Genomic DNA, 13,212 nt, shown 5'->3' on the forward strand with positions numbered 1-13,212 from the left:
AGATGAAGAGAGGGCGTTGCTTACGCGCCCTGTCTTATCGGGTATAATGACCTCTTTATTTTTGTGGTTATAGAGTTTTTATGTCAGACACACAGACCCGTCATCACTATGAGCAACTGATCGAGATCTTCAATCAGTGCTTCAGCGATGACTACAACACCCGCCTGGTGAAGGGCGACGACGAGCCGATCTACCTGCCGGCCGACGACGAACTGCCGTATCACCGCATCGTGTTTGCCCATGGTTTCTACGCCAGCGGCCTGCACGAAATTTCGCACTGGTGCATCGCCGGCGAGGCGCGCCGCCAGCTGGTGGACTTCGGTTACTGGTATTGCCCGGACGGGCGCGACGCGCAAACCCAGAGTGAATTCGAAGCGGTAGAGATCAAACCGCAGGCGCTGGAATGGATGTTCTGCGTGGCGGCCGGTTTCCCGTTCAACGTCAGCTGCGACAACCTGAACGGCGACTGTGAGCCGGATCGCATCGCGTTCCAGCGCAAGGTGCGCGCCCGGGTATTGGCGCTGCTGGAGCAGGGAATACCCACACGGCCTGCGCGCTTTATTCAGGCGTTGCAATCGTTCTACAATACGCCACCGTTGGCGGCCGAGCATTTTCCGTACCCGGAAGATCTCAACTGACGCCACAGCCCGTTATTTAATGAGGAAATTTGATGATCGCAGAATTCGAAGCGCGCATTTTGGCGCTGATTGATGACATGGTAGAGCACGCCAGCGATGATGAACTGTTTGCCGGTGGCTACCTGCGCGGTCATCTGACGCTGGCGGTGGCCGAAGCGGAAGAGCAGGGCGAGCACACTGCCGAAGCGCTGAAAGCGCGGGTGGAAGAGAGCCTGCACAAAGCGATCGCCGCCGGGGAACTCTCGCCGCCGGATCAGATCCTGGTGCGCGGCATGTGGGAAAACCTTTATCAGGCCGCTACCCCTGCCGCCTGACCGCCATGCCGGGGCGCGCCGCCGCGCCCCTCAAGGTTGATTAAACCGTACGTCCTTTCAGCAGCTTCCTCACCCACATCCGATTTGGATTCAACGCCGCCAGCAGGCGCGCATCGCCCGGCAGCGGTTCGCCGAACAGCTGCGCCGCCAGAATTTCCGCTGCCAGCGGCGCCGAGCACAGCCCGCGCGATCCCAACCCGCCGATAGCGAACAGGCCGGGATAGACCGGCGCATCGGCGACGGTTTCGCCGCGCTGGTTTCGCCGCTGCAAATCCTGATACTGCGTCACCGTGGCCTGATAGTCCGGCAGCGCGCCGACCATCGGCAGATGATCGCGGGTGGCGCTGCGCACGCCGCAACGCGCCTGATGAGCGCTGACGTCCACCTGCTGTGGCCAGGCCTGCTCCGGCAGGCAGCGCAGCAGGCGCTCGCGGTTTTCCTGTTGCTCCTGCTCGCGGTAGTCGGTGGCGGTGTCGCCGCGCTGGTAGCTGGCGCCGATGCAGTGTTGGCCGTTGTTGGCGTTGACCGGCGTCAGGTAGCCGTCGTAGCACAACACCTGTTTCAGTTGACCGAGGGCCGGCGAGGTTGGGATGTGCGACACCTGCCCGCGCACCGCATACAGCGGCAGGGCTTGCGTCGGCGCCAGCTCGGCCAACCGGTGGCCGTTGGCCAGGATCACCGTCGCATGGCGGCGGCTTTCGCCGTGGGCGAAATCGATGCGCCAGCCGTTTTCTTCCTGCGTCAGCCTCTGTGCATCGTGCCGGTATTGGCAGACCAAGCCCTGACGCTGCGCCAGCGCGATAGCGCCGCGCGTCAGCTCGGCCGGGCAGAGCCAGCCGCCCTGCGGGTAGGTGATGCCGCCAAAGCCGGTGTCGACGCCGCACAGTTCGCTGAGCGTTTCGCGGTCGGCTGCCGCCGCCAAGGCCTGCGGCCAGTCGGTTTTCAGCATATTGGCGATCTTGGCGCCGCTCTTTTCGTCGTAGGCCAGCTGGCTGACGCCGCACCACTGGTGATCAAAGGCGACGCCTTGTTGCAACAGGGCATCGTATTGGCGGCGGGCGAAAGGAAACGCGGCGCTGAAGAAACTCTCCAGCGCGTCGCCGCTGCCGTTCAGCAGGGGGTAAATCGCCCCCTGACGATTGCCGGATGCGCCCTCGGCCGGCTGCTCGTCGGCGCAGTACAGCGTGACGGTGGCGCCGCGCCGCAATAGGGCCAACGCGGTGAGCGCGCTGGCGACGCCGCCGCCGATCAGAGCGATGTCGGCGGTGTTGTCCGCCGCCGGACGCCGATACCAGGGTGCCGGGTGGCGCGTGGGCTGCGCATCGGCCGGCAGACAGCCGGCGAGCATCTCACGCTTTTGGCCGAAGCCTTTGCAACGGTTGACTTGAAAACCGGCCTGTTGCAAGCCGCGGCGCACGAAGCCGGCGGCGGTAAAGGTGGCGAAGCTGCCTTCCGGCCGGGCGAAACGCGCCATGGCGGCGAACAGTTGCTCGGTCCACATGTCGGGATTTTTGGCCGGTGCGAAGCCGTCGAGGAACCAGGCGTCGACCTGGTTATTCATGCTGGCGTCGAACAGCGGCAGCAGTTCGTTGACGTCGCCGAACCACAGATCGAGCGTAATGCGGCCTTCGGCCAACAGCAGGCGATGGCAGCCCGGCAGCGGCAGCGGCCATTGGGCGCGCAGCTCATCGGCATAGGGAGCCAGCTCCGGCCAGCGCGCATGCGCCGCCGCCAGATCGGCCTGCTGCAGGGGGAATTTCTCGAAGCTGATAAAGTGCAGGCGTTGCAGCGCGGCGTCCGGCTCGGCCTGGCGGAAGCCCGCGAAGGCCTGCCACAGCGTAAGGAAATTGAGCCCGGTGCCGAAGCCGGTTTCCGCCACCACCAGCAGCGGGCGCGGGTGAGTGGCGAAACGCTGCGGCAGCCGGTTGCCGTGCAGAAAGACATAGCGGGTTTCTTCCAGCCCATCCTGATTGGAAAAATAGACGTCATCAAACTGTTTCGAAACAGGTGTACCCTGTTCGTTCCAGGTTAGCGTTGCGGTTTGGATGGGGGCGTGGTTCACGGTCAATAGCTCGAAATTCAAGGGATGCCGCGAATTCTAACGGCGCTGGCGCCCTGGCGCAAACTGGACAACAATAAAGCTGAAAAACGCTGATCGGACTTGTTCGGCTTACATCTGTACGCTAAAGTGCGATGCAAAATCCCGTAGGTAAATAGTGGAAGAGGTATTGAATGAAACGTGCAGTGATTACTGGCCTGGGAGTTGTCTCCAGCATTGGTAATAACCAGCAGGAGGTCCTGGCGAGCCTGCAGGAAGGACGTTCTGGGATCACTTTCTCCCAGGAGCTGAAAGATTCCGGCATGCGTAGTCACGTATGGGGGCAAGTTAAGCTCGACACAACCGGCCTGATCGACCGCAAGGCGGTGCGTTTCATGAGCGATGCTTCCATCTATGCTTTCCTGGCGATGCAAGAAGCGATCGCTTCTTCCGGCCTGAAGGAAGAAGAGTATCAAAACAACCCGCGCGTGGGCCTGATCGCCGGTTCCGGCGGCGGTTCTCCGCGCTTCCAGGTATTCGGCGCCGATGCGATGCGCAGCCCGCGCGGCCTGAAAGCGGTTGGCCCATACGTGGTCACCAAAGCCATGGCTTCCGGCGTTTCCGCCTGCCTGGCGACGCCGTTCAAAATCCACGGCGTGAACTACTCCATCAGCTCCGCTTGCGCGACCTCCGCACACTGCATCGGTAACGCGGTTGAGCAAATCCAGCTGGGCAAACAGGACATCGTGTTCGCCGGCGGCGGCGAAGAGCTGTGCTGGGAAATGGCCTGCGAGTTCGACGCGATGGGCGCGCTGTCCACCAAGTACAACGACACGCCGGAAAAAGCCTCCCGTACTTACGACGCCGATCGTGACGGTTTCGTCATCGCCGGCGGCGGCGGTATGGTGGTGGTTGAAGAACTGGAACACGCGCTGGCGCGCGGTGCGCACATCTACGCGGAAATCGTTGGCTACGGCGCAACGTCTGACGGCGCCGACATGGTAGCGCCATCGGGCGAAGGCGCGGTGCGCTGCATGAAGATGGCGATGCAGGATCTGGATGCGCCGATCGACTACATCAACGTGCACGGCACCTCCACGCCGGTGGGCGACGTGAAAGAGCTGGGCGCGATTCGCGAAGTGTTCGGCGACAATACCCCGGCTATCTCCTCCACCAAGGCGATGACCGGTCACTCGCTGGGCGCCGCAGGCGTGCAGGAAGCGATCTACAGCCTGCTGATGCTGGAGCACGGCTTTATCGCGCCGAGCATCAACATCGAAACCCTGGATGAGCAGGCGGCCGGCATGAACATCGTGACTCAGCCGACTCAGCGCGAGCTGACCACCGTGATGTCCAACAGCTTCGGCTTCGGCGGCACCAACGCCACCCTGGTGATGCGCAAACTGGCGAAATAATCCCGCCTGAGTCTCACCTCGCTATCAAGCCCGCGTTTTCGCGGGCTTTTTACTGTCCAAAGCCCGCCGGCCGGGCGTTCGGAGTTTTCCCAAATCACATCCCCTGACACATCATTACCTCGCCATTACACGCGTTGGGCATACAATAGCCGGGTAGCGTGATTATCGCTCGGCGTAGTTTTCCAAAGTGATCGAACATTGAGGCACGAAGTATGAAAAAGTTAATTGCGGTTGGGTTACTGTCGGCCGTGTTGGCCGGATGCGCCACCGATTCTCCCTGCGTGCCGGTCTACGATGACCAGGGGCGCCTGGTGCACACCAACACCTGCATGAAGGGCACCACTCAGGATAACTGGGAAACCGCGGGTGCGATCGCCGGCGGCGCGGCGGCGGTTGCCGGCCTGACTCTCGGCATCATCGCGCTGACCAAGTGATCGGCGCAGCGCCTGCGGGCGCATGCAACCAGCCCGGCCATCGCGCGCCGGGCTTTTTAATTTCACTGCACCAAAAACGCCTTGAACTGCGGCGTCATCACGGCGCTGAAACCGTCGTCGGTTTTGCTGATCAGGTAGACCGCCAGCCCTTTCTCTTCGGCAAGTTTCAACGCTTTCTCCGTGCCCAGCACCATCAGGCCGGTATCCCAGCCGTCGGCCTCGAGCGCGGTGGGGGCGATCACCGTGGCGGAAACCAGGCGGTGGTTGATCGGCCTGCCGGTGGTTGGATCGATGACATGGGAGTAGCGCTGGCCGTTTTGTTCGAAGTAGTTGCGGTAGCTGCCGGCGGTGCTGATGCCGTAACCGTGCAGATCCACCAGCGCCTGCACCGCATTTTCACGGTCGGTCGGCTTTTGGATCGCCACCCGCCAGGGTTTGCCCTGGCCGTTGACGCCGCGTGAAGAGACCGCGCCGCCGACCGATACCAGGTAGTTGGTAATGCCGTTGCGGTTCATCAGGCGCACCAGTTCATCGGCGCCGTAGCCTTCGCCCAGCGTCGAGAGATCGACATACATATCCGGCAGATCTTTTTGCAGCCACTCCCCGCGATTGTCGCTGATCAGCTTCAGGTGCTGCAGGCCGGTGCGCTGCTTCGCCGCGTCGATCTGCGCCTGCTCCGGCACTTTGACCGGGTGCTTGTCGGGGCCGAACCCCCACAGGTTCACCAGTGGGCCGACGGTGATGTCCATGGCGCCGCCGGTATCGCGGCCGATGCGCTGGGCCATCAGCACGATGTCTGCCATGCCACGCGGGATCGGCTGCGGTTCGAGGCCGGCGCTGCGGTTAAATTGCGACAGCACCGAGTCGGCGCGGTAGGTGGAGATATCGTCGTTGGCCCGTTCGAGCACCGCGTCGATCTGCCGCTGCAGTTCTTGCTTGCCGATCGCGACGTCACCGCTGACTTTAACGCTGTAGAAGGTGCCCATGGTCTTGCCGTCGATATCGATTTGCGGGCGGGAGGCGGCATCGTCGCAGGCGGCGAGCAGGGCGCATAAGGCGCTGAGCAACGCCCCTTTGGCGAACAGGGAAGCCATAACATGTCCTTTGAAAACGAGAAAGCCGCTACAAATAAAGTAAAGCGCGGCAAATGGAAAGCGGATAAAGGTAAAATAGCATTTTGCTGGCGTAGATGCCGCGCCTGAGCTAACGTCTCGCTCATGCTTTTCGCTGAGGTTTCAAGCTGCCACCATGAGTTCAACCGCCATTTCCCGGCTTATCCACCCCTTTGTCAAAGACCGTTTCCTGCACGTGCTGTTGCTGGCCGGCGCAGCGATGTTCGCCTTTGATCCGCAGCCGCTGGCGGCGCTGGGCGGTTTCATCGACGTCCGCACCCTCATTACTCTGCTGGGGCTGATGCTGCTGACCAAAGGCGTCGAGGTCAGCGGCTACTTCGACTTCGTTGGCCGCAAGATTATCAACCGGTTGCACAGCGAACGGCGGCTGGCGCTGTTCCTGGTGTTTTCCGCCGCGCTGCTGTCGTCGTTTCTGACCAACGACGTGGCGCTGTTTATCGTCATTCCGCTCACCATCACGCTGAAAAAGCTGTCGGCGCTGCCGGTTGGCCGTTTGATCATCTTTCAGGCGCTAGCGGTGAACGCCGGTTCGCTGCTGACGCCGATCGGCAACCCGCAAAATATCCTGCTGTGGAGCCGCTCCGGCCTTTCTTTCCTCGGCTTCATCGGCCAGATGGCGCCGTTTGGCGCCGCGATGATGCTGAGCCTGCTGGCGTTGACCTGGTTCAGCTTCCCGGCGCGCGACATCGTGAAAACGCCGAATACCGAGGGCTACCCCTATCAACGGCCGCTGTTGCTGAGCTGCGTGGGGCTGTATGCGATCTTCCTGCTGTGCCTGGATATCGGCCTGCCGCTGTATGGGCTGCTGGCGGTGTTCGCCGGCTTTTTGTTGCTGGCGCGCCGGGTGCTGTTGCAGATCGACTGGAGCCTGATTTTCGGGTTCGCCGCCATGTTTATCGATGTTGGCCTGTTTACCCGCCTGCCGCCGCTTCAGCTGGCGTTTGCCGCCATCGCCGGGCTGAGCGACGGTGGGGTGTATGCGTTGGGCGTTGGGCTGTCGCAGATCGTCAGCAACGTGCCGGCCACCATTTTGCTGCTCAACTATGCGCCCTCCAGCACGCAACTGGCCTATGCGGTCAATGCCGGCGGCTTCGGGTTGGCGATCGGATCGCTCGCCAACCTGATTGCGCTGCGCATGGCGGGGGAGCGCAAGATCTGGTTGCGCTTCCACTATTACTCGCTGCCGCTGCTGGCGTGGGCCGCGCTGGTCGGCTGGCTATTGAGCTAACTCTGATTACCGCTCTGCCGGGCGGCCAGCAGGCAAATGCTGCGGGTCACCTGGTAGGATTTCACGAAGGCGCTGACGGGTAAAAACTCGAAGCGCGAGTGGAAGTTATGCGCGCCGGTGAAGTAATTGGGCGTCAGGATGCCGCGGCTCGAGAGCGCCGCGCCGTCGGTGCCGCCGCGCATCGGGATCACCTTCGGCGGGATGCCGTGGGCGGCAAGGGCGCCGAAGATCAGATCGATGGCGCGCCGATCTTCGCCGATGGCGTTGCTGATGTTGCTGTAGATGTCGCTGATGCTGCAGCTGAAGTTGGCGCGCGGATAGCCGGCCGCCACTTGACGCACCGTCTCCTCAAGGCGGGCTTTGCGCGCCTCGAACGCCGCGCTATCGAAGTCGCGAATCGACACCTTCAGCGTCGCCTGATTGGCATTGGCGGCCAGATCGGTGAACCAGAAATAGCCCTCGCGCCCGTCGGTGTGTTCCGGGGTATCCTGCACGTCGAAGCGGTTGATGATGTCGTTGGCGATGCGTATCGGGTTGATTAACACGTTTTTCGCCGACATCGGGTGCGCGGTCACCCCCTCGATGCGGATTTCCGCCGCCGCCGCGTTGAAATTCTCGTAAACCACTTCACCCAGTTCGCAGCAGTCGATGGTGTAGGCGAAATCGACGGGGAAACGCTGCAGATCCAGCGCCTTGGCGCCGCGCAGGCCGATCTCTTCATCCGGCACGAACGCCACCACGATATCGCCGTGGCGATCGGCGGCGGCCAGGTTGGCCAGCAGCGTCATCACCACGGTGACCGCCGCCTTGTTGTCGGCACCCAGCACGCTGGTGCCGTCGCTGAACAGGATCTCTTCGTTGCGGTAGGGCAGGATCTCCGGGTGTTCGGCGACCCGCAGCCAGATGTCTTGCTCGGCGTTCAGGCATACATCTTCGCCGGTGAAGCGCAGGCGCTGCGGGCGAATTTCGGGCGACAGGCCGACGTCCACGGTGTCGATATGGGTGATGAAGCCGATGCGCGGCGCGCCGGGCTGGGTGCCGGGCTTGCGGGCGGTGACGGTGGCGTGCTCGTCTATCTGCACGTCGGCCAGGCCTAGCCGGCGCAGCTCTTCTGCCAGCAGCTGCGCCATTTCATGCTGCCCCGGCGTGCTGGGCAGGGTGGTTGCGGCGGCGTTGCTCTGGCTGGTGACCGCCAGGTAGCGGAAGAAACGTTCGGTAAGCTGTTCGGCAATCGGGCTGGTCATCGGAACTCCTCGCGGTTGGCAATCTACCGGTTTTAAAACGAAATCAGCCGTTTGTCCAACGGTGCAATGCGTAAACCGCCAGAATGCGAAGCATCGCGCAGAAACGAAAAATAGCGGTGCAACTAGGAAATAGTCGCAGGTTTCTGCGGCAAAATCGGTGTTAGCTGTGGGCCGGGAAGCGCCTACATAACACTTATCTGTCCCTCAAGGAGAATTCATGCACACCGGTCACGCTCTGCTTATCACCTTACTGTCCCTGGGCCTCTCTCACAGCGCCTGGGCCTCTGCCGATGCCGGCCATGCCAACAGCAACGCCAACAGCCGCGAAGTGGCCAGCGCGTTGGGTGGCCTGAAAAATAAAACCTATGAACTGGAGCAGGCGCCGAAGATCCGCGTCGCCAGCTTCAATATCGCCGCCGGCAAGGTCAGCGACATGACCGCCATCGCCAAGGCAATTCGCGCGATGAACGTCGACGTGGTGGCGCTGCAAGAGGTGGATAAACTCACCGCCCGCAGCGGCCGGGTCGATCAGGCGGCGGAGCTGGCGAAGCTGACCGGCATGCAGGCGGTGTTTGGCCGGGCGATCGATCACGACGGCGGCGAATATGGCCTGGCGTTTCTCTCGAAGTATCCGCTGCACGATGCCGTGATCTATCCGCTGCCGTCCGGCCAGCGCGAACAGCGCATCGCCTTCAGCGCCAAGGTTGACGTGCCGGAGTTCCCGGCGCCGATCACGCTGTTCAACGCCCACCTCGATACCAAGGAAGATCCGACGATGCGCCTGGATCAGGTGCGGGAGCTGAACGATCGCGCCATCGAAGTACGCGGTATCAAGCTGCTGTTCGGCGATATGAACGATGTGCCGGGCAGCGTGACCTGGCTGGAGTTGAGCCGCTATTGGAACGACATCATGCCTGACGGGCAGGACGGCCGCAGTTGGCCGGCGGAAAACGCCGAGATCAAGGTGGATTACATCTTCACCGGTAACGCGCAGCGCTGGCATCTGGACAGCCTGACGGTGCCGAACGCCAGCGGCGACTGGAACGGCGTGCATTGGCCGGCGGTGAGCGACCACCTGCCGCTGGTGGCGGAGATGCGCCTGACCGAGCAATAAGCGGGTGGGCGTTCCATTGGGGCCGCGCTAAGCCACGGCGATCTGCGCCAGCCGCTCGACGGCGCTGCGGATCTCGCCCGGCGTCAGGGCCGAAAAGCCCAGCAGCCAGCCGTCGCGCTGCGCCTGCGCCGTCTGGTATTGCGCCTTCAGCCCGGGCGTGAGGATGCCGAGCCGCCGCGCCTGTCGGCTGAGCGCCGCCTCCTGGCCGGGCGGCAGCCAGACGCTGAGCTGCAGGCCGCCGGTGGCGGGAGCGGGCGTGGCGAAGTGGCCGAGTTTTTCGCATACTTCCGCCAGCAACACATCGCGCCGGCTGCGGTAGAGCTGGCGCATGTAGCGGATATGCGCGGCGAAGTGCCCCTGGTGGATGAATTCGGCGGTGACCGCCTGCATCAGCTGCGCGCTGTGGCCGTCATACACCGTACGCGCGGTGACGAACGCTTCAACCAGCGCGGGCGGGGCGATCAGATACGCCAACCGCAGTGAAGGGAACAGCGACTTGGAGAAGGTGCCGAGGTACAGCACTCGGCCACGGCGATCCAGGCCCTGCATCGCCGGTATCGGCAGGCCGTCGTAATGAAACTCGCTGTCGTAATCGTCCTCGATGATCCAGGCCTGTTGCCGCTCTGCCAGCGCCAGCAACGCCAATCGGCGCGCCAGGCTGAGCGCGGCGCCGGTCGGGTATTGGTGTGAGGGGGTCAGATAAATCAAACGAGGGTCCGGCAAGGAGGATTCAGCACGCAGGCCGTCGCCGTCTACCGCGACCGGCGTCAGGGCGGCGCCGGCGCTGATAAAGGCGTTTCTTGCCCCGGTGTAACCCGGCTCTTCCATCCAGACGCTGTCGCCGCTGTCCAGCAGCAACGTGGCGATCAGCTGCAGCGCCTGCTGCGAACTGGTCAGCACGATAACCTGCCGTGCATCGCAGACCACGCCGCGCGTTTGGTTGACGTGGGCGGCAATCGCCTCACGCAGCGGTAAATAGCCCTGCGGGTCGCCGTAGCGCAGCAGGCTTTCTCCCTGTAGCCGCAGGCGCTGTGCGGTCAGCTGCTTCCACAAGGCCAGCGGAAACGCGCGCAGGTCCGGTGAACCGGCGGCGAACGCCTGTGGCTGCTGCGGATCGCGGCAGCCGCCGGTTTGCACGATCTGTTGGCCGCGCTGCGAAAGGCGCGGCATGCCGGAGCCGCTTGCCGGCGGCGGTGATTTGGCGATGGTAATCGCCACAAAGGTGCCCTGGCCGACGCGGCGCTGCAGATATCCCTCCGCCTCCAACTGACCGTAGGCCGCTTCGACGGTCACTCGCGAGAGGCCCAGATCGCTGGCCAGCACCCGGCTGGAAGGCAGGCGTTGCCCAACGTTCAATGCCCCTTGATGGATGGCCTGCCGCAGTGCGCCGCACAGGCGATCGCGCAGCGTGCCGGCGGTGTGGGGCGATTGCTGAAACAGCGTGACCAGCGAGTGCCGCATAATTGGCCTTATGATTTATGGAAAATGGGTATCAATCATAAGACCAAAATGAGGCACTATTGTCATCTGTTTTGATGCACGGGAGTGAGTGGTATGTCGAAAGAATCATTGGTGCTGGCTTTTCCACCGGCGGCGCCGGAAGAGAGCCTGGCTTACCTGGCGGCCAAGCTGAGCCGCTATGCGGATGCCTGGGACGTGGCGGAAGATCTGCGCAACGGCGTGGACGGGATAGTAGTGATCGACACCCGCGCAGAGGCGCTGTACGCCGCCGGGCATATCCCCGGGGCGATCAGCTTGCCGCATCGCCTGATGGATGAAGCCGGCACGGCGCAGCTGGATCGCCAAAAGGTGTATGTGACCTACTGCGACGGCATCGGCTGCAACGGTTCCACCAAAGGCGCCTACAAGCTGGCGAAGCTGGGATTCAGGGTGAAGGAGCTGATCGGCGGGCTGGATTTCTGGCTGCGCGACGGCCATCCGTTGGCCACCGGCGAACAGCCGGGATCGCTGCGCGATCGGGCGGCGGCTGAGGACTGCGGCTGCGCCTGAGGCGTTAAAACACCAGCGCCAGTACGATCGCCAGCGCCACCAGCAGCAGGATCAGCGCCGCGGCAGGCTTGCTGAGCGCTTTTTGCAGCGGCAGCGGCAGGGCGGCGATCAGCGGGTTGAGCAGCGGCTGCGGCTCGACGGGCTGGCTGACGATCGGCTGCGCCTGGCCGGCCTTCTCCAGGCGGCGGGCAAACAGCTGATGAATGGCGTCACTCATTTGCGGATGCGTCAGCGGCGCATTGGCGCCGCAGTTGAAGCGCGTTTGGCAGTAGTCGTTCATCTGCTGCAGCTCTTGCTCGTCCGCCGGCTGCTTGAGTGCCGCCAGCAGATTGTTCAGCGTCGGCGCGCTCTGCGGGCTGAGAGCCACCTTCACCTGCAAAAACTGGTTCAGCAGCTGGAAGTGGCGCGCCGGCAGCGGATCGTTGGTTTTCACGCCCGCCAGATCAAACAGCGTTTGCCAGATTTTAGCCGGCGCTTCACCGGTGGCCGCGCTAAGTTTGGTGACCTGCTGCTGCAGGCTTTGATGCTCTGCGGGCAGCAGCGGGCGATCGCTGGTGGCGGTTTGCTGCGGCTGGGGAATGGCCAGGCCGCCGGTTTGCAACAGATTCAGCACCTGCTGCAGCTGTGGTGGGCTCAGCTGGCTCAGTACCGTGTGGCCGAACTGCTGGCGAATAAAGTCGCTGACCGCCTGGCGATTGTTGCCCTGCGGCAGCAATTCGGCCAGCTGTTGCAACAGCTGGCGCCCGGCATGGTTTTGCTGCGCCTGCGTCAGGCGCGTTTGCAGCAGCTGTTCCGCCGGTTGAAAATGACGCGCCAGCAGTTCACCGCCGTTATCGGCGCCGAGATCGTGACGCAGAGTCGCCCAGATCTCCGCCGGCTTTGCCGGGCTGAGCGTCATGATTTTCACGATCAGCTTTTCCAGCGTCGTGCGCTGCGCCGGAGAGAGGGGTTGATCGTCAGTGGCCGCCGTTTTGCCCGGGGAGGGAGGGCGTTCGCCGGCGATTGGGGTGCCCGGCCCACTCAAAGGTTGCATATCACCAGTCCTTCGCTGTGTATCCCCGCAGAATGCCTGGAGGAGAGAATCATCATCGTACCCGGCGAAAAGCACAGGCTTACCCACTATGATACCTGTAAATCGCCGCCATCAATACCGCCGCTCAGACATTTCTTTACCGACAAAACGTTGCTAATCGCGCCCGCGCCGCTAAGATAGCCCCAGACCCGAACGTGAGGATGGCATGGTTAAACGGCAGCGGATTGCAAAATGGTTTTTATGCCTGGCTTGCCTGGTGGTGCTGACGTGCATGACCCAGCGCATGGCGGGCCTGCATGCGCTGCAGCAAACGCTGGGGATCCCGGCGGCCACTGCCGTTCAGTCCGGTGATACCGCCGCCGAAGCGCAGCCGACGCCCTGTGAGCTGAGCGCCAAGTCATTGCTGGCCGCGCCGCCGGTGATGTTCGAAACCGTGCTGTTCGGGCTGGGTCTGCTGCTGGCGCTGTTGGCGCCGACCATCGCCGCGCGCCTGCGCATTCCTCCTCCCCGCGCCATTTCACCCCCCACCCTCAGGGTGCACCTTCGATTATGCGTCTTCCGTGAATGAGTTAATCGCCCGTTTTTCGCGGTGATTTAATCATTTATGGAGA

13 protein-coding genes are annotated in these 13,212 nt (G+C 62.9%); 8 read left to right on the top strand and 5 right to left on the bottom strand.

Going from position 1 to position 13,212, the window contains the following annotated elements; genetic code table 11:
* Positions 1-80 precede the first annotated feature (80 nt).
* Both ABTW55_RS16640 and ABTW55_RS16645 read left to right on the top strand, forming a co-directional pair.
* A complete protein-coding gene (locus ABTW55_RS16640; protein ID WP_060421977.1) occupies positions 81-638 on the top strand; it encodes an elongation factor P hydroxylase in 558 nt (185 codons plus the stop codon).
* Positions 639-670: 32 nt separating this feature from the next.
* Entirely contained in the window at positions 671-952 is a 282-nt protein-coding gene (locus ABTW55_RS16645; RefSeq protein ID WP_016926855.1) for a YfcL family protein, read from the top strand.
* A 40-nt stretch (positions 953-992) separates the two neighbouring features.
* Here ABTW55_RS16645 and mnmC read toward each other — a convergent pair whose 3' ends face one another.
* Positions 993-3,014, bottom strand: coding sequence for a bifunctional tRNA (5-methylaminomethyl-2-thiouridine)(34)-methyltransferase MnmD/FAD-dependent 5-carboxymethylaminomethyl-2-thiouridine(34) oxidoreductase MnmC (gene mnmC, locus ABTW55_RS16650; protein ID WP_060422354.1), 2,022 nt, complete (start codon positions 3,012-3,014; stop codon positions 993-995).
* Between the two features lie 170 nt (positions 3,015-3,184).
* Between mnmC and fabB the strand changes: the two genes are divergently transcribed.
* Both fabB and ABTW55_RS16660 read left to right on the top strand, forming a co-directional pair.
* A complete protein-coding gene (gene fabB / locus ABTW55_RS16655; protein ID WP_016926857.1) occupies positions 3,185-4,405 on the top strand; it encodes a beta-ketoacyl-ACP synthase I in 1,221 nt (406 codons plus the stop codon).
* Positions 4,406-4,617: 212 nt separating this feature from the next.
* Positions 4,618-4,839 (top strand): hypothetical protein, encoded by a 222-nt coding sequence (locus ABTW55_RS16660; protein WP_004936201.1) that lies wholly within the window; start codon positions 4,618-4,620, stop codon positions 4,837-4,839.
* A gap of 62 nt (positions 4,840-4,901) precedes the next feature.
* On the opposite strand, the gene apbE is transcribed toward ABTW55_RS16660, so the two are convergent.
* Positions 4,902-5,933, bottom strand: a complete 1,032-nt coding sequence (gene apbE, locus ABTW55_RS16665; RefSeq protein WP_039564940.1) for an FAD:protein FMN transferase ApbE — start codon at positions 5,931-5,933, stop codon at positions 4,902-4,904.
* A gap of 154 nt (positions 5,934-6,087) precedes the next feature.
* On the opposite strand from apbE, the gene ABTW55_RS16670 reads away from it, so the two are divergent.
* A complete protein-coding gene (locus ABTW55_RS16670) occupies positions 6,088-7,200 on the top strand; it encodes an SLC13 family permease (RefSeq protein ID WP_060421975.1) in 1,113 nt (370 codons plus the stop codon).
* Here the strand turns inward: ABTW55_RS16670 and pepT are convergent.
* Positions 7,197-8,444, bottom strand: coding sequence for a peptidase T (gene pepT, locus ABTW55_RS16675; protein WP_060421972.1), 1,248 nt, complete (start codon positions 8,442-8,444; stop codon positions 7,197-7,199). The two genes, ABTW55_RS16670 and pepT, sit on opposite strands and share 4 nt — an antisense overlap.
* A 217-nt stretch (positions 8,445-8,661) precedes the next feature.
* Here pepT and ABTW55_RS16680 point away from each other — a divergent pair, with 217 nt between their 5' ends.
* Complete coding sequence (locus ABTW55_RS16680) at positions 8,662-9,558, top strand: endonuclease/exonuclease/phosphatase family protein (RefSeq protein WP_041036098.1); 897 nt, start codon at positions 8,662-8,664, stop codon at positions 9,556-9,558.
* A 27-nt stretch (positions 9,559-9,585) separates the two neighbouring features.
* Here the strand turns inward: ABTW55_RS16680 and ABTW55_RS16685 are convergent, their stop codons facing one another.
* Positions 9,586-11,019 carry a PLP-dependent aminotransferase family protein gene (locus ABTW55_RS16685; protein WP_060421970.1) on the bottom strand — a complete coding sequence of 478 codons (1,434 nt, stop codon included), beginning with the start codon at positions 11,017-11,019 and terminating at the stop codon, positions 9,586-9,588.
* Between the two features lie 93 nt (positions 11,020-11,112).
* On the opposite strand from ABTW55_RS16685, the gene ABTW55_RS16690 reads away from it, so the two are divergent.
* Positions 11,113-11,568, top strand: coding sequence for a rhodanese-like domain-containing protein (locus ABTW55_RS16690; protein WP_047571161.1), 456 nt, complete (start codon positions 11,113-11,115; stop codon positions 11,566-11,568).
* Positions 11,569-11,572: 4 nt separating this feature from the next.
* Here the strand turns inward: ABTW55_RS16690 and flk are convergent, their stop codons facing one another.
* Complete coding sequence (gene flk, locus ABTW55_RS16695; protein ID WP_039564954.1) at positions 11,573-12,601, bottom strand: flagella biosynthesis regulator Flk; 1,029 nt, start codon at positions 12,599-12,601, stop codon at positions 11,573-11,575.
* Positions 12,602-12,806: 205 nt separating this feature from the next.
* Here flk and ABTW55_RS16700 point away from each other — a divergent pair, with 205 nt between their 5' ends.
* Positions 12,807-13,169 (top strand): hypothetical protein, encoded by a 363-nt coding sequence (locus tag ABTW55_RS16700; RefSeq protein WP_033635372.1) that lies wholly within the window; start codon positions 12,807-12,809, stop codon positions 13,167-13,169.
* Positions 13,170-13,212 lie beyond the last annotated feature (43 nt).

Source organism: Serratia sp. SM04, from assembly GCF_040280225.1.
Classification (GTDB): Bacteria; Pseudomonadota; Gammaproteobacteria; order Enterobacterales; family Enterobacteriaceae; genus Serratia; species Serratia sarumanii.

What these genes read in the sequence shown, in the direction of transcription:
- apbE (WP_039564940.1), bottom strand. Translation starts at nt 5,933, where the DNA reads ATGGCTTCCCTGTTCGCCAAAGGGGCGTTGCTCAGCGCCTTATGCGCC.
- ABTW55_RS16645 (WP_016926855.1), top strand. Translation starts at nt 671, where the DNA reads ATGATCGCAGAATTCGAAGCGCGCATTTTGGCGCTGATTGATGACATG.
- ABTW55_RS16670 (WP_060421975.1), top strand. Translation starts at nt 6,088, where the DNA reads ATGAGTTCAACCGCCATTTCCCGGCTTATCCACCCCTTTGTCAAAGAC.
- ABTW55_RS16700 (WP_033635372.1), top strand. Translation starts at nt 12,807, where the DNA reads ATGGTTAAACGGCAGCGGATTGCAAAATGGTTTTTATGCCTGGCTTGC.
- flk (WP_039564954.1), bottom strand. Translation starts at nt 12,601, where the DNA reads ATGCAACCTTTGAGTGGGCCGGGCACCCCAATCGCCGGCGAACGCCCT.
- ABTW55_RS16680 (WP_041036098.1), top strand. Translation starts at nt 8,662, where the DNA reads ATGCACACCGGTCACGCTCTGCTTATCACCTTACTGTCCCTGGGCCTC.
- ABTW55_RS16640 (WP_060421977.1), top strand. Translation starts at nt 81, where the DNA reads ATGTCAGACACACAGACCCGTCATCACTATGAGCAACTGATCGAGATC.
- fabB (WP_016926857.1), top strand. Translation starts at nt 3,185, where the DNA reads ATGAAACGTGCAGTGATTACTGGCCTGGGAGTTGTCTCCAGCATTGGT.
- ABTW55_RS16660 (WP_004936201.1), top strand. Translation starts at nt 4,618, where the DNA reads ATGAAAAAGTTAATTGCGGTTGGGTTACTGTCGGCCGTGTTGGCCGGA.
- pepT (WP_060421972.1), bottom strand. Translation starts at nt 8,444, where the DNA reads ATGACCAGCCCGATTGCCGAACAGCTTACCGAACGTTTCTTCCGCTAC.
- ABTW55_RS16685 (WP_060421970.1), bottom strand. Translation starts at nt 11,019, where the DNA reads ATGCGGCACTCGCTGGTCACGCTGTTTCAGCAATCGCCCCACACCGCC.
- ABTW55_RS16690 (WP_047571161.1), top strand. Translation starts at nt 11,113, where the DNA reads ATGTCGAAAGAATCATTGGTGCTGGCTTTTCCACCGGCGGCGCCGGAA.